Origin of the sequence: Mycobacterium sp. SM1 (assembly GCF_018361265.1) — a bacterium.
Lineage (GTDB): Bacteria > Actinomycetota > Actinomycetes > Mycobacteriales > Mycobacteriaceae > Mycobacterium.
The window spans coordinates 672,380-698,433 of the sequence record NZ_JAFLNH010000002.1; the positions used below are offsets into that span (position 1 = coordinate 672,380).

Annotated in this window: 19 protein-coding genes and 1 tRNA gene; 15 read left to right on the forward strand and 5 right to left on the reverse strand. The window is 68.1% G+C overall.

The genetic code is table 11. The features are described from left to right. Nucleotides 1-104 precede the first annotated feature (104 nt). The 7 genes from MSM1_RS12775 (at nt 105) to pth (ending at nt 5,542) form a co-directional block, all read left to right on the forward strand. Nucleotides 105-176, forward strand: a tRNA-Gln gene (locus tag MSM1_RS12775). 191 nt (nt 177-367) lie between these two features. Next, on the forward strand, nt 368-1,864 hold the full coding sequence (glmU, locus tag MSM1_RS12780; protein ID WP_213442654.1) for a bifunctional UDP-N-acetylglucosamine diphosphorylase/glucosamine-1-phosphate N-acetyltransferase GlmU: 1,497 nt from the start codon (nt 368-370) through the stop codon (nt 1,862-1,864). Between the two features lie 90 nt (nt 1,865-1,954). After that, a complete protein-coding gene (locus MSM1_RS12785; RefSeq protein WP_213442655.1) occupies nt 1,955-2,935 on the forward strand; it encodes a ribose-phosphate diphosphokinase in 981 nt (326 codons plus the stop codon). A gap of 15 nt (nt 2,936-2,950) precedes the next feature. Next, the gene (gene arsC, locus MSM1_RS12790; RefSeq protein ID WP_213442656.1) at nt 2,951-3,307 is read left to right on the forward strand and encodes an arsenate reductase (glutaredoxin); all 357 of its coding nucleotides are present in this window, start codon (nt 2,951-2,953) and stop codon (nt 3,305-3,307) included. Nucleotides 3,308-3,453: 146 nt separating this feature from the next. After that, nucleotides 3,454-4,053 carry an LpqN/LpqT family lipoprotein gene (locus MSM1_RS12795; protein ID WP_213442983.1) on the forward strand — a complete coding sequence of 200 codons (600 nt, stop codon included), beginning with the start codon at nt 3,454-3,456 and terminating at the stop codon, nt 4,051-4,053. A gap of 202 nt (nt 4,054-4,255) precedes the next feature. Continuing rightward, nucleotides 4,256-4,954 (forward strand): 50S ribosomal protein L25/general stress protein Ctc, encoded by a 699-nt coding sequence (locus MSM1_RS12800; protein WP_213442657.1) that lies wholly within the window; start codon nt 4,256-4,258, stop codon nt 4,952-4,954. Between the two features lie 12 nt (nt 4,955-4,966). After that, nucleotides 4,967-5,542, forward strand: coding sequence for an aminoacyl-tRNA hydrolase (pth, locus tag MSM1_RS12805; protein WP_213442659.1), 576 nt, complete (start codon nt 4,967-4,969; stop codon nt 5,540-5,542). Nucleotides 5,543-5,602: 60 nt separating this feature from the next. Here the strand turns inward: pth and MSM1_RS12810 are convergent, their stop codons facing one another. Further along, on the reverse strand, nt 5,603-7,237 hold the full coding sequence (locus tag MSM1_RS12810) for a fatty acyl-AMP ligase (protein ID WP_213442661.1): 1,635 nt from the start codon (nt 7,235-7,237) through the stop codon (nt 5,603-5,605). Between the two features lie 455 nt (nt 7,238-7,692). On the opposite strand from MSM1_RS12810, the gene mfd reads away from it, so the two are divergent. From mfd to MSM1_RS12845, 7 genes are all read left to right on the forward strand, one after another. Next, nucleotides 7,693-11,463, forward strand: coding sequence for a transcription-repair coupling factor (gene mfd / locus MSM1_RS12815; protein WP_213442663.1), 3,771 nt, complete (start codon nt 7,693-7,695; stop codon nt 11,461-11,463). Next, nucleotides 11,460-12,617, forward strand: a complete 1,158-nt coding sequence (locus MSM1_RS12820; protein WP_213442665.1) for a nucleoside triphosphate pyrophosphohydrolase — start codon at nt 11,460-11,462, stop codon at nt 12,615-12,617. Before mfd ends, MSM1_RS12820 begins: the two co-directional genes overlap by 4 nt. Before the next feature lie 284 nt (nt 12,618-12,901). Beyond that, the gene (locus MSM1_RS12825; protein ID WP_213442985.1) at nt 12,902-13,633 is read left to right on the forward strand and encodes a lytic murein transglycosylase; all 732 of its coding nucleotides are present in this window, start codon (nt 12,902-12,904) and stop codon (nt 13,631-13,633) included. A 191-nt stretch (nt 13,634-13,824) separates the two neighbouring features. Beyond that, a complete protein-coding gene (eno, locus tag MSM1_RS12830; protein WP_213442667.1) occupies nt 13,825-15,123 on the forward strand; it encodes a phosphopyruvate hydratase in 1,299 nt (432 codons plus the stop codon). A 17-nt stretch (nt 15,124-15,140) separates the two neighbouring features. Continuing rightward, nucleotides 15,141-15,791: a septum formation initiator family protein gene (locus MSM1_RS12835; RefSeq protein ID WP_213442669.1), complete on the forward strand. Its 651-nt coding sequence runs from the start codon at nt 15,141-15,143 to the stop codon at nt 15,789-15,791. Continuing rightward, nucleotides 15,784-16,287 (forward strand): DUF501 domain-containing protein, encoded by a 504-nt coding sequence (locus MSM1_RS12840; RefSeq protein ID WP_213442671.1) that lies wholly within the window; start codon nt 15,784-15,786, stop codon nt 16,285-16,287. Before MSM1_RS12835 ends, MSM1_RS12840 begins: the two co-directional genes overlap by 8 nt. Continuing rightward, nucleotides 16,284-17,228 (forward strand): Ppx/GppA phosphatase family protein, encoded by a 945-nt coding sequence (locus MSM1_RS12845; protein WP_236055987.1) that lies wholly within the window; start codon nt 16,284-16,286, stop codon nt 17,226-17,228. The genes MSM1_RS12840 and MSM1_RS12845 overlap by 4 nt, the downstream gene beginning before the upstream one ends. A gap of 13 nt (nt 17,229-17,241) precedes the next feature. Here MSM1_RS12845 and MSM1_RS12850 read toward each other — a convergent pair whose 3' ends face one another. The 4 genes from MSM1_RS12850 to MSM1_RS12865 form a co-directional block, all read right to left on the reverse strand. Then, on the reverse strand, nt 17,242-18,648 hold the full coding sequence (locus MSM1_RS12850; RefSeq protein WP_213442676.1) for a PPE domain-containing protein: 1,407 nt from the start codon (nt 18,646-18,648) through the stop codon (nt 17,242-17,244). Between the two features lie 56 nt (nt 18,649-18,704). Next, nucleotides 18,705-20,150, reverse strand: a complete 1,446-nt coding sequence (locus MSM1_RS12855) for a PPE domain-containing protein (protein ID WP_213442678.1) — start codon at nt 20,148-20,150, stop codon at nt 18,705-18,707. A gap of 14 nt (nt 20,151-20,164) precedes the next feature. Continuing rightward, nucleotides 20,165-20,464, reverse strand: coding sequence for a PE family protein (locus tag MSM1_RS12860; protein ID WP_213442679.1), 300 nt, complete (start codon nt 20,462-20,464; stop codon nt 20,165-20,167). A gap of 290 nt (nt 20,465-20,754) precedes the next feature. Beyond that, nucleotides 20,755-22,518, reverse strand: a complete 1,764-nt coding sequence (locus tag MSM1_RS12865; protein ID WP_213442681.1) for an NAD-binding protein — start codon at nt 22,516-22,518, stop codon at nt 20,755-20,757. Nucleotides 22,519-24,506: 1,988 nt separating this feature from the next. On the opposite strand from MSM1_RS12865, the gene MSM1_RS12870 reads away from it, so the two are divergent. Beyond that, nucleotides 24,507-25,727 (forward strand): PPE family protein, encoded by a 1,221-nt coding sequence (locus tag MSM1_RS12870; protein ID WP_213442683.1) that lies wholly within the window; start codon nt 24,507-24,509, stop codon nt 25,725-25,727. The last annotated feature ends 327 nt before the right edge of the window (nt 25,728-26,054 follow it).

Consider the following 26,054-nt stretch of genomic DNA (forward strand, 5'->3'; position numbering starts at 1 on the left):
GGCGGGGTTGGCTGGTCCGGCTTCTCACCGGCCCGCGACGGGCCGGCGTCGTCGCCGGACTAAAGTCACGTCGGAAGATCAGTGGCGCCGCCGCTGATGAGTGGTCCGTCGTGGTGTAATCGGCAGCACATCAGATTTTGGTTCTGAGAGTTCAGGTTCGAGTCCTGGCGACGGAGCCGGGCTTTCGGGTCGTTGGCGCTGAAGCGGTGAAACTGGCCCGTGTCACCGGTGCAAAACCGCACCCCCGCGGTGTCATGCCACCATCGGCACACCCAGGTTGCCGCGAATTTTGCCCCCAGCGGGCCGAGGATGACACGCTTGACGGCGTGTCGGCGATCACCTGCGCGCCCACGCGGGAGGAGTGCTTATGACGGCTCAGGGTGAGTCGGCGGTGGTGTTGCTGGCGGCGGGCGCGGGAACGCGGATGCGTTCGGATACCCCGAAGGTGCTGCACACCCTGGCCGGGCGCAGCCTATTGGCCCACGCGTTGCACGCCATCGCCAAGGTAGCGCCACAGCATGTGGTCGTCGTGCTGGGCGCGGATCACCAGCGCGTCGCTCCCGTCGTCGCCGACTTGGCCCGCACGCTCGGGCGCACCATCGACGTGGCACTGCAGGAGCAACCCCTCGGCACCGGGCACGCCGCGCGATGCGGGGTATCGGCCCTGCCGGACGACTATGACGGCATCGTCGTCGTCACGGCGGCCGATATTCCGCTGCTAGACGCCGACACGCTGGCCGACCTGATCGCCGCGCACGCCGCCCAGCACGCCGCGGTGACCGTGCTGACGACGACCTTGAGCGATCCCAGCGGTTACGGCCGCATCCTGCGGGGCCCCGGTCAGCGCGTCATCGGGATCATCGAGGATGTCGATGCGTCGCCCTCGCAACGGCAGATCCGCGAAGTCAACGCCGGGGTGTATGCCTTCGACGTCGCGGCGCTGCGGTCGGCGCTAAGCCGGCTACGCGCCGACAATGCGCAGCAGGAGCTGTACCTCACCGATGTCATCGCGATCATGCGCCAAGACGGTCGGCCCGTTCAAGTCCGGCATGTCGACGACAGCGCGCTGGTGGCCGGCGTCAACAACCGGGTTCAGCTGGCCGAGCTGGGCGCCGAGCTTAATCGGCGCATAGTGACCGCCCACCAGCTTGCCGGTGTCGCCGTTGTCGACCCGGCGACCACGTGGATCGACGTCGCCGTGAGCATCGGGCGCGACACCGTGATCCAGCCCGGCACCCAATTGCTGGGCCGCACCCGCATCGGCGAGCGCTGCACCGTGGGCCCGGACACCACCTTGACCGATGTCGTCGTGGGAACCGAGGCGTCGGTCATCCGCACCCACGCCATCTCGGCGGTCATTGGCGAGCGGGCCCAAGTCGGCCCGTTCGCATACCTGCGGCCGGGCACGGTGCTGGGTGCGGAGGGCAAACTGGGCGCGTTCGTCGAGACCAAGAACTGCACCGTCGGCACCGGCACCAAGGTGCCGCACCTGACCTACGTCGGGGATGCCGACATCGGTGACCACAGCAACATCGGCGCATCCAGCGTCTTCGTCAACTACGACGGCGAATCCAAGCAGCGCACCGTTATCGGCTCCCACGTGCGCACCGGGTCGGACACCATGTTCGTGGCCCCGGTGACGGTCGGCGACGGCGCCTACACCGGCGCCGGCACGGTGGTGCGCCGCGACGTTCCCCCCGGTGCGCTGGCGGTGTCCGCCGGTCCGCAGCGCAACATCGAAGGCTGGGTGCAGCGCAAACGGCCGGGCAGCGCCGCGGCGAAGGCCGCCCGAGATGCCGCCGAAAACGCGCGCGCGGCCACGCTACCGACGCCGGGCGAGGAAGATCCGGATCGGTCTCGCTGAGCCGGCTATCGGCCGGTCCGACCGCAAAACCGACACTGGGCTACGTACGATGAAGCGGTCATCTCGGTGCGACACGGCGGGAGCAGCGCGTTGAGCCACGACTGGACCGATAATCGCAAGAACCTGATGCTCTTCGCGGGGCGCGCACACCCCGAGCTGGCCGAGCAGGTCGCCAAGGAGCTCAACGTCCACGTCACCGCGCAGACCGCGCGCGATTTCGCCAACGGCGAGATCTTCGTGCGCTATCACGAATCGGTGCGCGGCTGCGACGCGTTCGTGCTGCAATCGCATCCCTACCCGCTGAACAAGTGGCTGATGGAACAGCTGATCATGCTGGATGCGCTCAAGCGCGGCAGCGCCAAGCGGGTGACCGCGGTCCTGCCGTTCTACCCCTATGCCCGGCAGGACAAGAAGCACCGCGGTCGCGAACCGATCTCGGCGCGACTGGTCGCCGATCTGCTCAAGACCGCGGGCGCTGACCGGATCGTCACGGTCGACTTGCACACCGACCAGATCCAGGGCTTCTTCGACGGCCCGGTGGATCACATGCGCGCCCAGAACCTGCTCACCGGCTACCTCAAAGACAACTACACCGGCCACGACATGGTCGTCGTTTCCCCCGACTCCGGGCGGGTGCGCGTCGCCGAGAAATGGGCCGACGCGCTGGGCGGCGTGCCGTTGGCGTTCATTCACAAAACCCGCGATCCGCGGGTGCCCAACCAGGTCAAGTCCAACCGCGTGGTCGGCGAAGTCAGTGGCAAGACCTGCATCGTGGTCGACGACATGATCGACACCGGAGGCACTGTCGCCGGTGCGGTGCCGCTGTTGCACGAGGCCGGCGCCGGTGACGTGATCGTCGCCGCCACTCACGGCGTGCTATCCGACCCGGCCCCCAAGCTGCTCGCCGGATGTGGCGTCCGGGAGGTGATTGTCACCAACACGCTACCGATCGGTGAGGACAAGCGGTTTCCGCAGCTCACCGTCCTCTCGATCGCGCCGCTGCTGGCCAGCACTATTCGGGCTGTCTTTGAAAATGGTTCGGTTACTGGGCTTTTCGATGGAGACGCATAAATGGAGCCAACGTAAATGCAACCCACGGCAAACGCTACCGTCATCTACCACAATCCCAGATGCAGTACGTCGTGTAAGACTCTGAAATTGTTGCAGGACAAAGGATTACAGCCAAAGATCATCGAGTATCTGAAGACGCCGCCGGCACGCGATGAACTGGCCCGGATGATCCGTGACGCCGGTATCGACGTGCGCGCTGCGGTGCGCAAGCGAGAGCCGCTGTATGCGGAGCTGAACCTGGCCGAGGCGACCGATGACGAGTTACTCGACGCGATGACCCGGCACCCCATCCTCATCCAACGGCCGTTCGTCATCACAACGAGGGGAACCCGGCTGGCCCGCCCGGTCGACTGCGTCCACGAGATCCTGTGATCCGCTGTGGCGACGGTGCGGGCCGAGACTGTCCCGCGCGGCGGCGGGGCGCGCGGTCCGGCGGCGCGCGGCAGCGCGCCGATCACCCGCCAAGGACACGGGCCGTCCAGTTAAGCGCGGCCGCCGGCGCGGCACTCGCGCTGACGATGGTCGCATGTGGGCCGAAAACACCTGACTACCAGTCGATCTGGACGACAAGCAGTACCACGACGGCCACGACGGCGACCACCAGGCCGGTGCCGTTTGCGCAGTACCTGCAAAGCGTGGGGGTATCCGGGGAACAGGTGGATCCCCGCACGTTGACCGACCTGACGGTGTCGATTCCGACGCCGCCGGGCTGGGAGGCCCGCACCAACCCGAGCATCAAGCCCCAGACGGAGATCATCGCCAAAGGCGACGACCTTCCAACGGCCATCCTGATGGTGTTCAGGCTGCGCGGCGACTTCGATGCCGCCGAAGCGGTCAAACACGGCTATGACGACGCCGAGCTGTCCCAGAATTTCCGACGGCTGGACGCGTCCACGGCCGCCTTTCACGGCTTTCCGTCGGCGATGATCCAAGGCAGCTATGACCTCGACGGCAGGCGATTGCACACCTGGAGCCGGATCGTCATCGCGACCGGCTCGCCGCCCGCCAGGCAGCGCTACCTGGTTCAGCTGTCCATCACCACCCTGGCCGATCAGGCTTTCGCTCAGGCCGCCGATGTCGAGGAAATCATCCGCGGCTTCAACGTGGCCGCCAAGTAGCGCACCACCGGGCCGCGGTCGGGCCTGGGTAGCGGGTCATCGACACCACATTTCCGCCGTGAACCGCTGATGCGCTACCCTGTGCGGGCGTCACGGCGAGGGTGAGATCGGCGGTAGCGCCAAGCACCGTTATCGACGGGAACCGGTAGGCCTACGGCTGTCGCCATTCTCCCCGGGCCAGGATGAACACGGGAGAGACACTATGGCTACATCTGCGGGATCGGCGGGATCTGCGGGATCTGCGGGATCGGCGGGTAAGGCGGCCAACCGGCTGAGCGCGTCGGTGCGGACCGAGACCGGCAAGGGGGCGTCGAGGCGGGCGCGGCGCAACGGCAAGATTCCCGCCGTGCTCTACGGTCACGGCGCGACCCCCCAACACCTGGAGTTGCCCGCGCTGGAGTTCGCCGCCGTGCTGCGCCACTCGGGCACCAACGCGGTGCTTACCCTCGACGTCGAGGGTAAGCAGCAGCTGGCGTTGACCAAGGCGCTAGACATCCACCCGATCCGGCGCACCATCCAGCACGCCGATCTGCAGATCGTGCGGCGCGGCGAGAAGGTGGTCGTCGAGGTGGAGGTCGATGTCGAGGGCGAGGCCGCTGCCGGCACCCTGGTGACCCAGGAGGCCACCAGCCTCGAGATCGAGGCCGAGGCGCTGTCCATCCCCGAACGGCTGACGGTATCGGTCGAGGGCGCCGAGCCCGGTACGCAGCTCACCGCGGGGCAAATCCCGCTGCCACCGGGCGCCAGGCTGGTCTCCGATCCGGACCTGCTGGTCGTTAATGTCGGTTACGCCCCGACCGCCGAGCAGCTCGCGGTCGAGGGCGCCGGCGAGCGGCCCGAGGCCGGGCCGGCGCCCGGCGAGACCGGGGAAGCCGGGCCCGGCGCAGCCAAATCCGAGTAGACGGTCGCCGGCGTGGCCGAGCCGCTGCTAGTGGTCGGCCTGGGCAACCCAGGGCCAAACTACGCCCAGACTCGGCACAACCTGGGGTTCATGGTCGCCGATATCCTCGCCGCACGGCTCGGTTCGGCGTTCAAGGCACACAAGCGTTCCGGTGCCGAGGTCGTCACCGGTCGGCTAGCCGGGCACTCGGTGGTGCTGGCCAAGCCGCGCTGCTACATGAACGAGTCGGGCCGGCAGGTGGCACCATTGGCGCAATTCTATTCGGTGCCGCCGACCGATATCATCGTCATCCACGACGATCTCGACATTGCGTTCGGGCGCATCCGGCTCAAACTCGACGGCGGCGAGGGCGGGCACAACGGGCTCCGCTCGGTGGTGACTGCGTTGGGCACCAAGGACTTTCAGCGCATCCGCATCGGGATCGGGCGTCCGCCCGGACGCAAAGACCCGGCGAGGTTCGTATTGGAGAGCTTCAGCGCCGCCGAGCGGACACAGGTTCCCGCCATCTGCGAGCGGGCCGCCGACGCCACCGAGCTGCTCATCGAGTTGGGCCTGGAATCCGCCCAAAACGTTGTGCACGCTTGGTAATCGGATCACGCCGCAACGTTCCGGGCAGGGCTGGGACGCTTGAGGTGACCAGGGTGGGCTTTAGGTGACCAGGGTGACGGAGGTAGACCTCCGCAGTTTGCCCGACGGCGTCTTCGGAATGGTCCCGGGGCCCAGGACCACAACGTTGCGGGGCCGCACGTCGACCTCGGCTAGCACCTCGTGGGCGACTTGGTGCTCGATGCGGCGGACCTCGGCGGGATCTTGCCAGCTGTTGGACTCCACCGCGACCGCGAAACTCTCCCGCGAATGCCCGGCGTCGAGTCGCACCGCCACGGCGCAACCCGGCCGCACCCCCTCGACGCGGCCGGCGGCTCGCTCGATGTCGGTCGGGTAGATGTTGCGGCCCGCCATGATGATGACGTCTTTGACCCGGCCACATACCACGATGTGGCCGTTTTCCATCTGATACCCCAGGTCGCCGGTGTCATACCAGCCGTGCTCGTCCTGCGCGGGCATGAACCCGCCCATGGTGAGGTAGCCCGGGGTGAGCGACTCGCCACGCAATTCGATTACCCCGACACCGCGCGGCGGCAACACCGTGCCGTCCTCGTCGACAATCCGAACCTCAAATCCGTCGAGCGGCGGCCCCAGCGAGGCCAGTCGGCGAACGTTGCCTTTGGTGGCGGGCACCGCGCGGTGCAGCGCGCCCAACAGGTCGGCGTCCACTTCGTCGACGATCAAGCCCGCGCCGCAGGGCGAAAACGACACCGCCAGCGTCGTCTCGGCCATGCCGTAAGCCGGCAGGATCGCCTCGGGCTTCAGCCCGAACGGCCGGCCCGCATCGATCAGATCCTCGACATCGGCCGGGTCGACGGGCTCGGCACCCGAAAGCGCGAAACGCAACGTGGACAGGTCGAACTGCCCCGGCTTGGCCTGCTTGCGCAGTCGTCTGGCGAATAGCGCGTAGGCGAAGTTGGGGGCAGCGGTCATCGTGCCCCGGTACTTGTCGATCAGCTTCGCCCACAACAAAGTGTCGCGCATGAAGTCCATCGGGGTGACCTTGACCAGCTCGGCGCCGAAATACATCGGCACGGTCAGGAAACCGATCATTCCCATGTCGTGGAAGCACGGCAGCCAACTGACCATCACGTCGGTCTCGACGTCATACTTGGCGCCGATGAACATGGCTTCGGCGTTGGCGGACACGTTGCGGTGGGTGATCTGAACCGCCTTCGGGGACCCCGTTGAGCCCGAGGTCAGCTGCATCAGGGCCAGATCATCCTCGTCGGTGTCGACGGGGTCTGTCGGCTCGGATGCCAGCAGCTGCTTGACGGTGAGCACCTTGACGCCCTTGTCCGCCAGCAGCCGCACCGCCGGCAGGAACGGATCGGACACGACAACCGCCTTGGCCTCGATCATGTCGATAACGGTGGTGGTGTCTTCCGCCCAGACCGCCATGTCGGTGCGTGGCGTCGGCTGGTGCAGCATGGTCAGGCTGGCCCCGCGCATCCAGAGCCCCTGCGCGGTCGGCGCGATCTCCACCGGGGCGCCGGCCAGCACGCCCACCGCATCCCCGTGCCCCACACCCGCAGCGGCCAGCCCGCCGGCCACCCGGCGGGCGCGCTCATGCACCTCACCCCAGGTGTGCCGGACTGGGTTGTGCGGCTCTCCGGTCACCATGCCCTTGGTGCTCTCGCGAGCGTTGCGGAACATCGTCTCGGTGAACTTGCTCACCACAACCTCCTGTCTGGCACCGGTGGTTTCCCCAGGGCCGGGATTTGATGCTCCACCCGTTAGAGAGCACTTCGCAGCAGCCTCGCGTACACAATTGGGGAGCGGTTGGGTCTCGAATCGGTGATGAGCCGGTGGGCGAGCACGCACCCGGGGAAATTCGTCGAGCGCCCGGCGGGCATACCCGCCGGGCGAGTCGATGGGCACACGTCTTGACCGCTACTCGTCACCGCCGAACATCTTAAACTTCTCTTAAGTAACCGCCAAACTGTCGCGCGGGAAGACGCCCGCCGCGGGGACGCCCGCCACCGGGACGCCCGCCGCGGGGACGCCCGCCGCGGCGGACCACGACCGGGCGGCCGCGGCGACGGCTGCCGCGACGGGCAGCCGCCCCGACGCGTCTTTGCCGGCATCGGGCCCGGCCGGGGCGGCAGGTAGCGCCTTACAATGGCGGCATCATGACCGCACCGGGGCCGGCCTGCCCAGACACCCCGATCGCGGGGCTGGTTGATCTGGCGCTGAGGGCGCCGACATTCCAAGAGCTCATGCAGCGCGCGGCCGATCGGCCCGACGAGCTGCGCCTGGTCGCTCCGGCCGCTGCGCGGCTGTTCGTTGCCAGTGCCCTGGCCCGCCACGGCCCGCTGTTGGTGGTTACTGCGACCGGCCGGGAAGCCGAGGACCTGACCACCGAGCTGCGCGGCGTTTTCGGGGATGCGGTGGCGATGTTCCCGTCGTGGGAAACCCTGCCGCACGAACGGCTTTCGCCGGGTGTCGATACCGCCGGCATCCGGCTGACGGTGTTGCGCAGACTGGCCCACCCCGGCCCCGATCCCACAGGAGTCCGGCTGGGTGCGCCGCTGCGGGTGGTGGTGGCGCCGGTGCGCTCGGTGCTGCAGCCAATGGCGCCCCAGCTGGGCATGATTGAGCCGGTTACGCTCGGCGCGGGCACCGACACCGCCGCCGACGGCGGATTTGAGGGGGTGATCGCCCGCCTGAGCGACCTGGGCTACACCCGGGTGGATATGGTCGGCAAACGCGGCGAGTTCGCGGTTCGCGGAGGAATTCTAGACGTCTTTCCGCCGACCGCCGAGCATCCGGCGCGCGTCGAGTTCTGGGGTGACGAGGTCACCGAGATGCGCATGTTCTCCGTCGCCGACCAGCGGTCCATCCCCGACCTGCGCGTCGACACCCTGATCGCGATGCCGTGCCGGGAGTTGCTGCTGTCCGGCGAGGTCCGAGAGCGCGCCGCGAAACTGCTCGGCGACCATTCCCGAGGTGACACCCCGGCCCTCGGCAGCGTCACCGACATGCTGGCAAAGCTGGCCGAGGGCATCCCGGTGGACGGCATGGAGGCGCTGCTGCCGGTGCTTTGTCCCGGCGAGCAGGTGTTGCTGACCGACCAGCTGGCCGACGGCACCCCGGTGCTGGTGTGCGACCCGGAAAAGGTCCGTGCCCGGGCCGCCGACCTGATCAAGACCGGCAGGGAGTTCCTCGAAGCTTCCTGGTCGGCCGCCGCAGCCGGCGGCGGCCTAGGTAATACGGCGCCCATCGACATCGAGCAGCTCGGCGGATCGGGCTTCGTCGGACTCGACGCGGTGCGGGCCGCGGCCCGGCGCTCGGGTCATCCGTGGTGGACCCTGAGCCAGCTGCCCGACGAGTCGGCTCTCGAAGTGGATATCCGCGCCGCGCCGTCGGCGCGCGGACATCAGCGTGACATCGAGGCCATCTTCGCGGCACTGCGCGCGCACGTGCTGACCGGAGGGGCCGCCGGCGGGCATGCGGCGATCGTCGCCCCCGGAGCCGGAACAGTGCACCGGATGGTCGAGCAGCTTGGCGAATCCGACACGCCCGCAACCATTCTGGAGCCGGGTGCGGCACCAAAACCCGGGCTCGTCGGGGTGCTCAAGGGTCCGCTGCGCAACGGTGTGGTGGTGCCCGGCGCCAACCTCGTCGTCATCACCGAGACCGATCTGACCGGCAATCGGGGGGCCGCCGTGGACGGAAAACGGCTGGCCGCCAAACGCCGCAACACCGTCGACCCGCTGGCGCTCACCGCCGGGGACCTGGTGGTGCACGATCAGCACGGGATCGGGCGGTTCGTGGAGATGACCGAGCGCACCGTGGGCGGGGCCCGCCGCGAATACGTGGTGCTGGAGTACGCGTCGAGCCGCCGAGGGGCCGACAAGCAGACCGACAAGCTTTACGTGCCGATGGACTCGCTTCATCAGCTATCGCGGTATGTCGGCGGGCAGGCACCGGCGTTGAGCCGCCTGGGCGGCAGCGACTGGGCCAACACCAAAAACAAGGCGCGCCGCGCGGTCCGCGAGATCGCCGGCGAGCTGGTCTCGCTGTACGCCAAGCGGCAGGCCACACCCGGGCACGCGTTCAGCCCGGACACCCCGTGGCAGGCCGAGATGGAAGACGCCTTCGGCTTCACCGAAACCGCCGACCAGCTCACCGCGATCAGCGAGGTCAAGGCCGATATGGAAAAGCCGATCCCGATGGACCGGGTGGTCTGCGGTGACGTCGGCTATGGCAAAACCGAGATCGCGGTGCGCGCGGCGTTCAAGGCCGTCCAAGACGGCAAACAGGTCGCCGTGCTGGTGCCCACCACGCTGCTGTGCGACCAGCACCTGCAGACGTTTCGTGAGCGAATGTCCGGATTTCCGGTGCGGATCGAGGGGCTGTCGCGGTTCACCGGCCCCGCCGAGTCGCGTGTGGTGCTCGACGGGATGGCCGACGGCAGCGTGGATATCGTGATCGGCACCCATCGCTTGCTGCAGACCGGGGTGCGCTGGAAAGACCTCGGGCTGGTGATCGTCGACGAGGAGCACCGGTTCGGCGTCGAACACAAGGAGCACATCAAAAGCCTGCGCACCCATGTGGACGTGCTGACCATGAGCGCCACCCCGATTCCGCGCACCCTGGAAATGAGCTTGGCCGGGATCCGCGAGATGTCCACGATCCTGACCCCGCCCGAGGACCGCTTCCCGGTGCTGACCTATGTCGGGCCGCACGACGACAAGCAGATCGCTGCCGCGTTACGACGCGAGCTGCTGCGCGACGGGCAGGCATTCTACATCCACAACCGGGTCAGCACGATCGACCACGCCGCGGCGCGGGTGCGGGCCCTGGTGCCCGAGGCCCGGGTGGTGGTCGCGCACGGCCAGATGCCCGAGGAGTTGCTGGAACGCACCGTGCAAGGGTTCTGGAACCGCGAATACGACATCCTGGTGTGCACGACCGTCGTGGAAGCCGGCCTAGATATCACCAACGCCAACACCCTCATCGTCGAGCGCGCCGACAGCTTCGGGCTATCCCAACTGCATCAGTTGCGCGGGCGGGTCGGGCGTAGCCGCGAGCGCGGCTATGCCTACTTCTTCTATCCACCCGACACGCCGCTGACCGAGACGGCCTATGACCGGTTGGCGACGATCGCGCAGAACAACGAACTCGGCGCGGGCATGGCGGTCGCGCTGAAAGACCTCGAGATCCGCGGCGCCGGTAACGTGCTCGGTGTCGAGCAGTCCGGGCACGTGGCCGGTGTCGGGTTCGACCTATATGTGCGGCTGGTGGGCGAGGCCGTCGAGGCATACCGCGCCGCCGTCGACGGGCACACCGTCACGTCGGCCGCGGAACCCAAGGACATCCGCATCGATCTGCCGGTGGACGCCCACCTGCCGCCGGACTACATCGCCAGCGACCGGCTGCGCTTGGAGGGCTACCGCAGACTGGCCGCCGCGTCGGACGACGCCGCTATTGACGCCGTCGTCGAGGAGCTGACCGACCGGTACGGGGCGCTGCCCGACCCGGCCCGGCGGCTGGTGGCGGTGGCGCGGCTGCGGCTGCTGTGCCGTGATCGCGGCATCACCGAGGTCTCGGCGGTCTCGGCTGCTACGGTGCGGCTCTCGCCGCTGACGCTGCCGGACTCCGCGCAGGTGCGCCTGGCGCGACGGTATCCGGGCGCGCGCTACAGCGCCACCACCGCGACGGTGCACGTTCCCATTCCACGAGCGGGCGGCGGTGCCGGGGCACCGCGAATCCGCGACCTTGAGCTGGTGCACATGGTGGCCGAGCTGGTATCGGTACTCGATGGGACGCCGCAGCGGCAAATTGATATAACGAACCCCGTGATAACTGGCGATGATGCGGGCCGTGACGCGGGGCGAGGAGGAGCCGGGCGATCGAACCACCCGGCGGCGATCGGTGGGAGGCGGCGAACGCGATGACCGTGGTCCTGGTGGATCCGCGCCGACCGTCGCTGGTGCCCGTCGAAGCGGTCGAGTTTCTCGGTGGGCAGGTCCAATACACCGAGGAAATGCCCGTCGCGGTCCCCTGGTCGCTACCCTCGGCGCGACCGGTGCATTCCGGTGACGACGCCCCGGTGTTGTTGTCATCTGACCCGGACCATCCGGCCGTTGTGGCGCGGTTGGCCGCCGGGGAGCGGCTGATCGCGGCGCCGGAGCAGCAGCGTGGCGAGCGGCTCGTCGACGCGGTCGCGATGATGGACAAGTTGCGCACTGCCGGTCCGTGGGAAAGCGAACAGACTCACGACTCGTTGCGCCGGTACCTGCTGGAGGAGACCTACGAGCTCTTCGACGCGGTCCGTCGCGGCGACGTCGACGAGCTGCGCGAAGAACTCGGCGACGTTTTGCTTCAGGTGCTCTTCCACGCTCGCATCGCCGAGGAGGCGCCGCAGCGCCCGTTCTCCATCGACGACGTCGCCGACACGTTGGTGCGGAAGTTGACCAAGCGAGTGCCGGGCGTGCTTGCCGGCGAGGCGATCTCGCTTGACGAGCAGTTGGCTCAATGGGAGGAGGCCAAGGCCGTCGAAAATACCCGAAAGTCGCGTAACTCGATCATGGACGGTGTTCCAACCAGTCAGCCCGCACTAGCGTTGGCGCAGAAGGTCCTTCAGCGGGCGAGCAAAGCCGGGGTGCCGGCCGACCTCATCCCAGCAGCGCTCACCTCGATCACGGTGTCCGCCGAAGTCGACGTCGAGAATGCCCTTCGGGCAGCAGTTTTGGATTTCATGGAGGATGTCCGTAGCACCGAGAAAGCCGTCGCCGCAGCGCGCCGTGGTGAGGATGTCGCCGAGGAGCTCGATGTCGCGCCACTGGGCGTGATCACCGAAGACGAGTGGCGGGCGTACTGGCCGCCGCCGGTGGGGGAGACGGTTGACGAGGGGGCTGACGAGCTTACCGGGGAGGCCGACGGGTGGCCGGATGACCCCGCTGCCGCCGCGGGATCGGCGGACGGGTCCGCGCCGGCGGTCTCGGGACAATCGGTTACCGTGGCGGGCGCAGCGACGCCGGTCGAGCCGGTGCCGGAAGCGCCGGCGAGCGGCCAGGGCGACCAGGACGGCGCCGTCGACGCCAAGTAAGCCAAGTAAACAACCAAGTAAGCGCGGGAGGCACCCGATACTGGGATCCGTGCTGGTGGTCGCTCACCTCGATGTTTTTCATCACAGCGGTGATCCCGCAGGAATGGGTTGTCGATGCCGTTGAACATCCGCTCCCAGGAAGTGTGCTTCGTTTCCCAAAAGCACGCGTGTCGGCCGGTATGGTCCCGACAATGGCCGATTTGCATGGTGCGGCGCAGACTAAGGGATGGGTAGTCCCAACGGCGTGCGACGATGGTGGTGACCAAGACGGCTTAGGAAGTGGTGTGTCGCCGGTGCGGTGGTTGCGGGCGGTCGCTGTCCTGGGGGCAACGGCGGTGCTCTTGTCATCGAGTTGCACGTGGCAGCTTAGCGCTTTCATCCCGGAGGGCGTTCCGCCCCCGGCGGGGGACCCGGTGCCGCCGGTTGACACGCACGTCAAAGGCCGGCCCGCCGATCAATTGCATGATTGGGCGGTGCGGCGCGCCGCGGCGCTGAAAATCCCGGTGATCGCGCTGGAGGCCTACGGGTATGCGGCGCGGGTGGCCGAGGTGGAAAACCCGAAATGCCATCTCTCGTGGACGACGTTGGCCGGCATCGGGGAGGTGGAAAGCCACCACGGCACCTATCACCACGCGACGATTGCGCCCAACGGTGATGTGCGTCCGCCGATTCGGGGGGTGCGCCTCGACGGCAGCGGCGGCACCATGCGCATTGTCGACAGCGACGACGGCGGCATGGACGGTGACTCGGCTGCGGACCGGGCGATGGGGCCGATGCAGTTCATTCCGGAGACCTGGCGGTTGTACGGGGTCGACGCCCACAACAACGGAGTTGCCAGCGTGGACAACATCGACGACGCCGCGCTGTCCGCTGCCGGGTACTTATGTTGGCGCGGAAAGGACCTTGCAACACCCCGGGGATGGATCACCGCGCTTCGGGCCTACAACAATTCCGGCCCGTACGCGCGCGCCGTGCGGGACTGGGCCACCGCTTATGCAGCGGGCCACGCACTTTAACGTGTTAGCGTGCCTCCGGCTCCTCGGGCCGCCGTCGCGGCGCGCATCGCCGGGCGGGCACGTGCGCCGCGGGCGCGGCATTAGGCTATCGGCAGCTGCGGTGCCCTGCCGGACGGTCTTCGCGAGATCCTGCCCGCGATGTCCGTAGCCGCGGTTAAGACGCAACTCGGTTACGACGCAAGGAGAACGCAGTGCCCATTATCGAGCAGGTCGGCGCCCGCGAGATTCTCGATTCCCGCGGCAATCCGACGGTCGAGGTCGAGGTGGCTCTGACCGACGGGACATTCGCGCGGGCAGCGGTGCCGTCGGGGGCATCGACCGGGCAGCATGAGGCCGTCGAGTTGCGCGACGGCGGTGAGCGCTACGGCGGCAAGGGCGTGCAAAAGGCGGTGCAGGCCGTGCTTGACGAGATCGCACCGGCTGTCATCGGGATTAACGCCGATGATCAGCGGCTGGTCGACCAGGCGCTGGTGGACTTGGACGGCACTCCCGACAAGTCGCGGTTGGGCGCCAACGCGATCCTCGGTGTGTCACTGGCCGTCGCCAAGGCGGCCGCGGATTCCGCAGGGTTGCCGCTGTTCCGCTACCTCGGCGGCCCGAACGCCCACATTCTGCCGGTGCCGATGATGAACATCCTCAACGGCGGCGTGCACGCCGACACCGGGGTGGACATCCAGGAGTTCATGGTGGCGCCGATCGGCGCGCCCAGCTTTTCCGAGGCGCTGCGGTGGGGCGCCGAGGTCTATCACGCGCTTAAGTCGGTGCTTAAAAAGCAAGGACTGGGCACCGGTCTGGGAGACGAGGGTGGTTTCGCTCCGAACGTGGCCGGTACCAAGGCGGCGCTGGACCTGATTTGCCGGTCCATCGAGCAGGCAGGATTGCGCCCGGGCGCCGACGTGGCTTTGGCGCTGGACGCGGCGGCCAGCGAGTTCTATGCGGACGGTACCGGGTACAGCTTCGAAAACAAGACGCTCACCGCGGATCAGATGACGGATTTCTACGCCGGGCTGCTCAGCGCCTATCCGCTGGTGTCGCTTGAAGACCCGCTCGCAGAGGATGACTGGGATGGTTGGGTGTCGCTGACCACATCCCTCGGCGACCGGGTGCAAGTCGTCGGTGACGACATTTTCGTCACCAATCCCGAGCGGATCGAAGACGGCATCGAAAAGGGGGTGGCCAACGCTGTGCTGGTCAAGGTTAATCAGATCGGGACGTTGACGGAGACGCTCGATGCGGTGGCGCTGGCGCACCACAGCGGCTACCGCACGGTGATGAGCCACCGTAGCGGGGAGACGGAAGACACCACCATCGCGGACTTAGCGGTGGCTGTGGGCGGCGGCCAGATCAAGACCGGGGCACCGGCGCGCAGCGAGCGCGTGGCCAAATACAACCAGTTGCTGCGCATCGAGGAAGCGCTCGGCGACGCTGCCCGCTACGCCGGCGATCTGGCCTTTCCCCGGTACGCTCCGGAGATGAAGGAAACGAAATAGGCTGGCAGTGAATCCGGATGCCCGAAGCGAAACGGACTAACCTGAAGCGGCGCTCGCCTGCGCCGCGACCGGGTGGATCCGCTGACTCGGTTGGGGGGCCTCCGCGGACGCCGCCGACGAAGAGCAACCGCGGCTCACCGCGAGCCCAGGCAGCGCCCGTCATCGACCCCATCAAGCGGTCGGTCACCGAATCGGCCGAGCAGCGGTCTGAGCAACGGCTGGGGTTCACCGCGCGCCGGGCCGCGGTGCTGGCCGCGGTTGCCTGTGTCTTGACGCTGACCATCACGGGCCCAGTCCGCACCTATTTCGCGCAGCGCACCGAGATGACGCAGTTAGCCGCGACCGAGGCCGCGCTGCGGCGGCAGATCGCCGACCTGGAGCAGCAGAAGGCCAAGCTGGCCGATCCCGCCTACATTGCCGCGCAGGCCCGTGAACGCCTCGGGTTCGTGAAGCCCGGGGACATCCCGTTTCAGGTGCAACTTCCCGCCGCGGCAGCTGCCCCGACGCAACCGGGATCCGGATCGACTCCTGCGGTCAGCAACGACCCCTGGTATACGGCGCTGTGGCACACCATCGCCGACGCTCCGCACGGACCGGCTTCCGCCCCACAAGCTCCGCTACCCTCACCTGCAGCTGTCCCGCCGAGTCCGTTATCGCCCGGTGGTTGATCCTGCGGACCTGGAGGCGGTGGCGCGTCAGCTCGGACGCGAGCCCCGCGGAGTGCTCGAGGTCGCCTACCGCTGTCCCAACGGTGAGCCTGCCGTGATAAAGACGGCCCCGAAATTGCCTGACGGCACCCCGTTTCCGACGCTGTACTACCTCACCCATCCGGTGCTGACCGCCGCCGTGAGCCGGCTGGAATGCTCGGGTGTGATGCGCGAGATGACCACGCGGCTGCGGCAGGATCCCGTACTGGCCGCCGCCTACCGGCGGGCCCACGAGTCATACCTGGCCGAGCGTGATGCGCTCTACCCGCTGGGAACGGCAGTCTCCGCCGGTGGCATGCCCGAGCGGGTCAAATGCCTGCATGCGCTGATCGCGCATTCGCTGGCCAAGGGCCCTGGGGTGAATCCGCTCGGTGACGAGGCGTTGGCGCTGCTGGCCAGCGAAGCGCACCTCGGGTTGGAGCGGATCGGGATCTTGGCGCCAGGGCGGTGGGCATGAGTCGCGTCGCGGCGATCGACTGCGGCACCAACTCGATCCGGTTGCTGATCGCCGAGGCGGTCAACCGGCACCTGCGCGATGTGCACCGCGAGATGCGCATCGTGAGGCTGGGACAGGGAGTGGACGCCACCGGCCGGCTCGCCCCGGAGGCACTGGAGCGTGCCCGCGCCGCGCTCACCGATTACGCGGCGCTGTGTGCGAGGCATGCCGTGCAGCGGGTGCGGATGGTGGCCACCTCGGCCGTTCGTGACGCCGCGAATCGGGATGCCTTCTTTGCGATGACCGCCGGCGTGCTGGGTGCGGTGATGCCCGGGGCGATGGCGGAGGCGATCAGCGGGGCCCAGGAGGCTGAGCTGTCCTTCCGGGGAGCGGTGAGCGAATTAGATCCCGTCGGCGCACCTTTCGTGGTCGTCGACGTGGGTGGCGGCTCCACCGAGATCGTGCTTGGCGGACCCGACGGGGTGCGGGCCAGTGTTTCGGTCGACATCGGCTGTGTGCGGCTGACGGAGCGTTGCCTGCATGCCGACCCGCCGGCACCCGACGAGGTGGCGACCGCCCGCCGGGTGGTGCGCGAGCAGCTTGCTGCGGCACTGCGCGTGGTGCCGGTCGAGGAGGCTCGGACCTGGGTGGGGGTGGCCGGGACAATGACGACGCTCTCGGCGCTGGCGCAGCGCCTGACGACGTATGACGCTGCGGCCATCCACCTTTCACGTGTGCGGCGCAATGAGCTGCTGACGGCCTGTGAACAGGTGATCGGCATGGCACGACGCCAGCGCGCCGCGCTGGGACCGATGCACGAGGGCCGGGCCGACGTGATCGGGGGAGGCGCGATCATCGTCGACGAGCTGGCGCGGCTGCTGCACGAGCGCGCCGGCATCGGGGAGCTGATCGTGAGCGAACACGACATCCTGGACGGCGTCGCGGCGTCGATCATCGCCTGATCGGGTCGCAGAGTCAGCGGCCGAGCAGGCGATTCTTGTGTTCGGCGTATTCTTCTTCGGTCAGTATGCCCGCGGAGCGAAGCTCGGCCAGCTGCCGTATCCGGGCCGCGACTCCCGTCACCACGATCCTTGGGTTGACGGGCGATGGTGCTGGCTTATCGCCCGTCGCCTTGTCGGTCGCGGCTTCGGCGATTCTGGCCGCCGTCCGTTTTTCGGGTGTTGCGGCGCCGACTTTGCCGCCGTCGGTGCCCGCGCCGCCGGCCATGGCCGACCCGAGCATGCCCGCCAGGCCCATCGAGGTGAACGGGCTGCCCAATTCGGCTTGCGTCGTCTCTGCGGCCGCCGCCGCAACGGCAGGGGTGATGCTGGTGGCCGACGACATCGGCAGGGTCATCGAGGTGGGGCGTACCGCCGGCGCCTCGACGGCCCACCTCGGAGGCACCGACAACGTCCCGATGGTGTTGGCCTGGCCCAGACTCGCTGACACCGTTGGTGGTGACGTCGCGAGCGGACCCGGGTTGGTGATGATCGCCCGGAACTCGGCGGGGGGAACCTGCGCTGTCCCGGGCCAGGGCTCGACTCCTGCCCAGCCACTGACGTCGTCATCGGTATGCAGACCGGCCACCGTACCCAGATAGGCCGGCGGAAGGTCCACGATCCCGCCCAGGATTTCCATCGGCGCGCCGGCGGAAAGAATAGCCGTATAGGTTGGCGCGTCCAGAAAGACGGTCACCAGGTTGCTTAACGTGTTCAGCACATCCAGCGGGGTCGCCAGGGCTGGCGGATCCGCCAACGAAACCCCTTGGGACACACCCGAGACGGTGCTCTGCACATGTCCCGCGGGGGTAGTGGCGGCGTGGCCGACCGCGGCGGCCTGACCGGCCAACCCGCCCGGTGCGGTGTTTTGGCGTGGTGGGCTGAACGGTGTCAGCACGGTCGCCAATGCCGACGAGCTCGCGTAGCCGGCCATTGCCGCGGCGTCTTGGGCCCACATCTCGGCGTATTGCGCCTCGGTGGCCGCTATCGCCGGCGTGTTCTGGCCAAAGAAGTTGGTCGCCACCAGAGCCATCAGCAGGCTGCGATTGGCCGCGATCATCGGCGGCGGCACCGTCAAAGCAAACGCCGCCTCGTAGGCGGCGGCAGCGGCCTTGGCTTGGATTGCCGTCTCTTCCGCCTGTACGGCGGTGGCGCTGAGCCATGTCACAAACGATTCGGCCGCAACCGCCATCGCCGCCGACGACGGTCCGGCCCACGTCCCGGAGATCAGTGCCGTCACCACCGACCGATACGAGCCCGCCGCCGTGTACAGCTCGTCGGCTAGTGCTTCCCAGGCCTGCGCAGCGGCCAGCATCGGGCCCGATCCCGGACCGGTATACATCCGGCCGGAGTTGATCTCCGGTGGATAGATTCCGAAATCCATTGCTGCGTGCCCCTACCTGCGCAAGACCGGCGCCGATGTCACAGCGCGGCGCGTGTTCAGCGCCCCAGCAGGCGGTTTTTCTGCTCGGTGTATTCCTCATCGGTGAGAATGCCTTCGTCGCGAAGCTTGGCGAATTCGCGCAGTTCGGCCGCGACTCCCGTCACCACGGTCCGCGGCTTGGCCGCGTCGGCGTCAGGGTCGGCCGCCGCCGGGGCGCCTGCGATTCCGGAGCCTGCCGGGAGGGCGGCCACCCGTCGGTCGGTGGCCGCCTTGCCGGCATCCTTGCCGCCGCCGGCGCCGACCGCCCCGGCGACGGCTCTCCCGGCCATCCCCGCCAGCGCTATCTCGCCGAGCGTGCTGCCCGAGCCGGTTTCCACGATCTCCTCAACCGCCGCCACGGGGATGGCGCTAAGGCCGGGTAGCGCCGGCAACGCCACCGCGACCGGGCGCACCGCGGGTGTGGCGATCTGCCAGGTCGGCGGCACCGACAAGGCCCCCACCGTGTTCGCCTCGCCCAGACCGGCCGACAGCGAGGGCACCGGCGCCGGCGCCGATGGCGCCACCGGGCCAGTGATGATCGCCTTGAACGGGGTGGGGGGCGCCTCACCCGTGCCCGGCCAGGGCTCTTCGCCCGCCCAGCCGCTGACAATCTCGTCCGTGTGCAAACCGGTCCCGGCGCCGACGACGTCCAGGGGCAGCGACACGACGCTGATCGCCCCGGCCGGTATGTCGACCGAGAAGGTAACCAGGTCGGCCGGTATGTCGAGAAAGATGGTGACCAGGTCGCTGAGCAGGTCCAGGATGTTCAGCAGGCTCGCCGGGGTGGGATCCGCGGCTGCCGGCGCGGCCGCAGCCTGCAGCGCGTTGGGTACCGCGGAAAGAGCGTGCTGGACCGACGAGACGGTGCTTTGCGCGTTGCCGGCCGATGTGGCGGCGGCCCGGTTGACCGCGGCGGCCTGATCGGCCGATGCGGCGGGGTCGGTGTTGCGCCGGGGTGGGGCAAACGGGGTCAGCGCTGTCGCGGAGGCCGAGGAGCGGGCGTAGTTATACATCGCCGCGGCGTCTTGGGCCCACATCTCGGCGTAGGCCGCCTCGGTGGCCGCGATCGCCGCGGTGTATTGCCCGAACAGGTTCTTTGCCGTCAGCCGTGCCAGCTGGCTGCGGTTGGCCGCGATCACCGGCGGCGGGACTGTTGACGTAAACGCCTCCTGATAGGCGGCGGCCGCCGCCCTGGCCTGGGCGGCCGTCTGTTCGGCCTGCGTGGCGGTGGTGTTCAGCCAGGCCACATAGGAGGCCGCCGCGGCCGCCATCGCCGCCGACGACGGGCCCTGCCAGGGCCCGGCGGTCAGTCCCGAGATCACCGTCTGATACGAGCTGGCCGCCGAGCGCAACTCGGCGGCCAGCCCATCCCAGGCCTCCGCGGCGGCCAGCATCGGCCCGGAGCCCGGCCCGGAATACATGCGCCCGGAGTTGATCTCCGGCGGTAACATCGCGAAATCCATTGCGCTACACTACCTTAGGTGGCAGCGATGGCGTTGGCTGCCTCGGTTGCCGCGTAGGAGCCAGCGCTGGTCTGCATGGCGGTGACGAACATCTCATGAATGGCCGCCGCCTGAGCGCTGACCGCCTGATACATCTGCGCGTGCGCGGCGAATTGCGCCGCGGTCAGTGCCGAGACCTCATCGGCGGCTGCCGGAATTACCCCGGTCGTCGGGGCCGCCGCCGCCGAATTTGCCGCACTCATCGTGGCGCCGATTCCTTGCAAGTTACCCGCTGCCGCGGCCAACATTTCCGGCTGAATAGTCACGTAAGACATGAGCCTCCCTCCCGTCAATGACTTTTGGTGATCATCTAAGTCGTGAGATTAGATCGTGAGGTTAGATTGCGATAGCCATGGGTACCAAACTGTCCTGCCCGCCGGGCAATGGCATTATGAGTTGTTGACCGAATCCGCGCGAATTCATACGGATTCCTAACGGGTGGATTCCTGACGGCGGTGGTGTCGTCGATCATCTTTTCTCGAGGTCGGCGGATATCCGTCACCGTATTCTCCACGGCCGCCGCCGGGTGATTTGGCAGGTTAGGCGGGCGTGTCCGGCGCGGTGTTCACCCGGTCTTTGCTTGGCTGCCGACGCTGAGTTCTTGGCGCTGCTCAGCGGTGGGGGATTGCGCGGAGGGCTGGCCCTTGCGCAGTGTTGCCAGCAGCTCCCGATACGGGCCGACGAGGTAGACGGTGTCGCCGGCCCTCAGCACCGCTTCGCGGCCCGGGTGCAGCTTGACCGGCGCATCCGGGCGGGTGATCGCAATGACTCGGGTCTGGGTCGACAGTTCGAACATCCGCAGCCCGTCGAGCTCGCTGCCCTCGGCCACATGCATTGCGCCCACCATAAAAGAGCTTTGCCCCACCGAAAACGTCCCCAGCACCTGCAGGCCCATCGCCGCGCCGATGAACCACGGTGCGGCCAGCTCGTCGGTCGAGCGGACATTTTCGAAGCCGAACCGCTGCGCCACCGCGAAGCCAAGGGTGCGGTCATACACGCGCAACACCAGCGGAACGTCGGTGCGGTCGACCTTATGCAGCGCCCCGGGCACCAGCATCTCGAGCAACACGATCCCGGTCTCGATGTTGATCATGTCGTCGCGGGTCAGCACCGCTACCGCGCGGGCACGGTCCACACGGGCCAATTCCAGCGTCGAGTCCAGCGTCGCGTCCCCGAAGATCACCGGCACGTCGAGCTCGGCCGCCGACTCCAGGAACCGGTTGGTCTCGTCGCGCTCGATCACCGCCACGTCGTATCCGGCGGTGGTCAGCTCGGTGACGACGCGCATGCCGAGCGGGCTCAGCCCGACGACGATGATGTGGTTGCGCAGGTGACGCGCGCGCCGGCTTCCGGCCGACCGCACGAAACGGCGCGAGAGCAAAAGGTCGGCGATGAACGCGACCAGCAAAGCGGTGGTGGTCACACCGGCGAACATCATCATCGCGGCGTACAGCCGCAGCCAGGTGGGCTGCTGCAGGAAGCTGTAGTCGCCGTAGCCGGTCGTGGTGATCGTCTCGGTGCTGAAATACAACGCGTCCACCCACGTCATCCCCGGAGGGCGCCGGTAGGCGAAGCGCAACAGGATTGTCGAGCCGATCAGCAGGATCAGCACCGAGGCCATCACGGGATAAAACACCGGGTTGAGCTCGTCGCGCAGGACGCGCGCGGCGTCGAGCACTCGTCGCAACCGGGGTCGGCGGGCGCGCCTCGCGGTCGGCCGCGGGACTTCGATGCCGCGGGCGGCCAGCTCGTCGGCGGTGCCGACCATCACCGTCCAGTCACCGGCGTGCGCCCGCAGATCCCGGCCCGGGCAGACCACCACCTCGCCAGGAGTGGGCGAGTTATCGCCCCGAATGACCGCCACCGGGGCCAGGTTGCCGTAGATCTCGCGTAGCGTTGCGTCACGTGGCGCTGTTGCGGCCCAGACAACGAAATCGATGCCGGCCGCCTTGAACGGGTGCGCGGTGTGCGCCAGACATGCCTCCACGATCGCCGGCGCCGCGAGCTCGGCGACATCGAGGATGGCGCCGGGGCCGTTGTCGGCGGCCACCGCGGTGCGCAGCACGTCGTTGGCCAGCCGTGCCACCACCCGAACGTCCGGGTTGGCTTTCCTTGCCAGCAAAGCGATTTCGAGATTTGCCGCATCGTCGTCCCCGGCGCAGACGATGGCCGCCGCTCGGTCGATCCCGGCCTCGGCGAGGTCGGTTTTAGTGTCGGCGTTGGTGTCGGTGAGCCGAACAATGCTTGCGCCGACGTTGTCCAGCTCCTCGATGATCGTTTTTGCCAGCGCGTCGTCACCGCTGACGATGATGTGGCCGTGCGTGCTCATTGACGCTTACCCGGGAAAGCCGGATCGTGGTCGCATCGTCCAAGACGTCAGCGGCGCGGGTGCGCACTTTGCCGGCGCGGTCACCGATACGCCGAGTCGACGTACCGGCCAGCGCTTATTCCACAGACAACCTGCCGAATATCGTTTGACGTCCCAGTCAATCCGGACGGGACCGATGTCGGTGTCTTGACCGTTACACCACGGCCTTATGTCCTCCGGCATAGAACACCCACTTCTACTGACGCTATTGTCCATTCGTACCATAAGCGGCTAGCCGACACCGGCCCGATTTGTGCCACTGGAACGCCCCGAGGAGGCCCAAAACGACGCGACGAGGCAGGACTACAGTAACATCACCTATCGCATTTGCGCTGAGCAAAACCACTTCCTCGCGGCGGAGAACACCGTCAATGCCGTTAGCGACCAATCAGGTAAGGTGAAAGGCGTTCCTGCGCAACCTTTGCCTTTGCAGATTCGGCGGCTGTCCGGTCCTCGGCCGCGGTAGGGCGCCTGTACGGGCGGCCCAAGCGCCGAGCCCGGTGCGCGGGTTGCGCCTGGGCCTGATCGGCGAGCTGCCCATCGCCGCCCGTCGCTGGCCGCGCCGCTGCGGGCGCGCAGGCCCCGGTACCCCGGTCTTCCCGCGCACGCCTCCCAGCGACGGCCTGCCCGGACCGGGAGGACGCGCTGCCCCGCCCGCCCCCACCCGTGGGTCGCTACTCCGGTGGCCTCGGGGTCAATGGTGAGCCGCTCCCCTCGGGTGGGCCCCGGCAGGCCGGGTCCGGCGGGGCAACACCCGATCGGCTACCGGCCGACTCCACGCGGCGGTTGAGCGACCGGTTTGGCGGTCATCGAGGTGTCGTGGTCGGCGTGCGGGCCAGTTGGCCGGGTTCGACGCCGTGGTGGGCCGGCGTATCGGCGACGCTGCTGACATGCAGATACCTCGTCGCAGTCCTTGCAGTTTCGTGGGACGCAACTTCATACCTCATTTGGTGCCGTGGCGATGTCGCAATACTGCGGCGAACGCGGCACCGTTGACACGGGTGGCGTTCGGCCTGGGTGCGCTTGCTTGGCAGTGCCGGCCGGGGCCCCGGTGTCGGCCGTTGTCGTGGGTCGCGTCCCGATACACTGTGGCCCGCTACGCGCCCAACGGCGCGCACGCCCGCCTCGACCTGGTGGCCGCCTCCAGATCGGGCAGGTGCTCATCGTTCTCGGCTTCGACTTCAGCTCGCAATCCCCGCTCTCGGAGAGCATCCCCACAAGCGCGTGTGCTTTCCCGTGATCTGCGGAGCCAGCCTGCTGCGCTGCGGTTCGGCCTACAAGCGCTCGTGGCACCCGGGCGGCCGGATCCGGCGTGCCGTCCGCCACGCCAGTATCAGCGCAACGCCGCCCCGCCACCGCGTCCTCCCAACAGTGATCAGCCGGGTGGGCACGGGTGTTTCGGACTCGCCGCCACCGCATCATCGACATCGAAGAACAAACCAGTAGCATTCACCACACAGGTGCTCTTCTGCTCGGGAAGACATGACTTCGAACATCACGATTTTCCCTTGCACGAAGGGAGTTTCGGTGTCACGACACGCGATTGCTCCTACCCGGCTGAAAAATCAGGGTCAAAGGGGGTGGTTGTTCTAGGTTATTGCCCACGGGTCGTTGAGGAGGGATGCGCATGCGCTACCGACTATTCAGCCGGAATGGCAGCGGCGGCGGGCAATTTCGGGATCGGTTCCGCGACAAGCGCCGCACATTCGATGTGGCGGTGCCCAGGAGTGAGATGATTCCAGCGGCCGCTGCTGAGATATCGGACCTGGCGGCAGCGCAATTCGATACGCACCGGCGGCCGTATTAGGTGGTCAGCGCCCAGGCGGCGGTAGTCCAAGAGATAGCGGTGGTCCAAGAGATATTCGTGATCACCCTGGGCGTCGGAGCGGAGTCGGGTATGACCACCGAGCCGCCGATACCATTGTGCCGAGCGAAGGAGCTGTGTAGCAATGGATTTCGCGATGTTACCGCCGGAGGTCAATTCCGGTCGCATGTATGCCGGTCCCGGGTCCGGGCCGATGCTGGCCGCTGCGGTGGCCTGGGATGGGTTGGCCGCCGAGTTGTACTCCGCGGCCGCGGCCTATGAGTCGGTGATCTCGGGGCTGGCCGCTGGGTGGCGGGGTCCGTCGTCGGCGTTGATGGCGGCGGCGGCCGCGCCATATGTGGCGTGGATGAGCGCCACCGCCACTCAGGCTGAGCGGACCGCTGCCCAGGCCAGGGCGGCGGTGGCGGCGTATGAAGCCGCGGTGGCGGCAACGGTGCCCCCACCGCTGATCGCGGCCAATCGCAGCCTGCTCATGACGCTGGTGGCAACGAACTTCTTCGGGCAAAACACCGCGGCGATCGCGGCCACCGAGGCCCAGTATGCCGAGATGTGGGCCCAAGACGCCGCCGCGATGTATGGCTATGCGGGCTCCGCCGCGCAGGCGTCGGCGTTGACCCCGTGGGTTCCGCCTCAGCACAATACCGACCCCCGCGGGGTGACCGGCCAGGCCGCCACCGTGGGCCGAGCCGCCGCCACGTCGGCTGGCACCGCGCAAAGCACCGTGTCGAGTGTCTCGCACGCGTTGTCCGCGCTACCGCAGACGCTGCACAGCCTTGCCAGGCCGGCTTCCGCCGCGGCGGCTGATCCGCCGGCGCCCACCACGCTATTGACGCTGGCAAGTTACAGCATCGGGGCCTTTAATCCAATGCACCTCTATAGCCCGTTCGGGGCCTATTACGACACGGGCGTTCAGACCTTCCTCGCTCCCTTTAACAACTACAACATGCAAATGGCCTACGCGGACGCCCTCGGGAGGGCGGGACTCGCGGTCGGGGGGGTTAGTCCGGGGACACCTCTCGTGGGCTCAGCGGGCGGGGCGGTATCGGCGGGCATGGGCCGCGCCGGCGTGGTCGGTAGCCTGTCGGTGCCCCAGGGTTGGGCCAGCGCCGCCCCGGCGATCAGGCCCGTCGCCGCCGCGCTGCCGCACAGCGGCCTGGGTGCCGTTTCGGCGGTGGTTGCCGCCGATGGCCAGGGCAGCTTGGTCAGCGATATGGCCCTGTCGGGTTTGGCGGGACGGGCCATGGCCGGTAGCGGTGGTAGCGTGGCGCGCTTCATCGGCGCAGGCGGCGGCGCTGTGTCCGGCGGGGCCACCACCGCCACCATCATCGTGATCCCCGAGGATTAGCCACCTTGCGGCGCGCGTCGTCTGCGACCCTGGCCCCGAAGACCCGTGCGGGGCCGGATTCGGCGCCGCCGAGGCGAGCCGAGCGGTCACCGGGTCGCGGGCCCCGGAGTTGGGGGCCGGTATCGAGTGGTGGGTCGCGCCCGCCTGCCGCCGCGGCGTTGCCCGGTGGTGGCGCATCGACAGCGCGGAGTTACCGCGTGGGCGCTCAACTTACCGGTGATCAAGTGGTGGTGATCGAAGAGGGGGTGGACAACGACTGCGCGCTACCGCGCGGCGGCGCCGACCGCCGGCAACAATGTTGCCGGCATTAAAAGCGGTGGGCTGCGC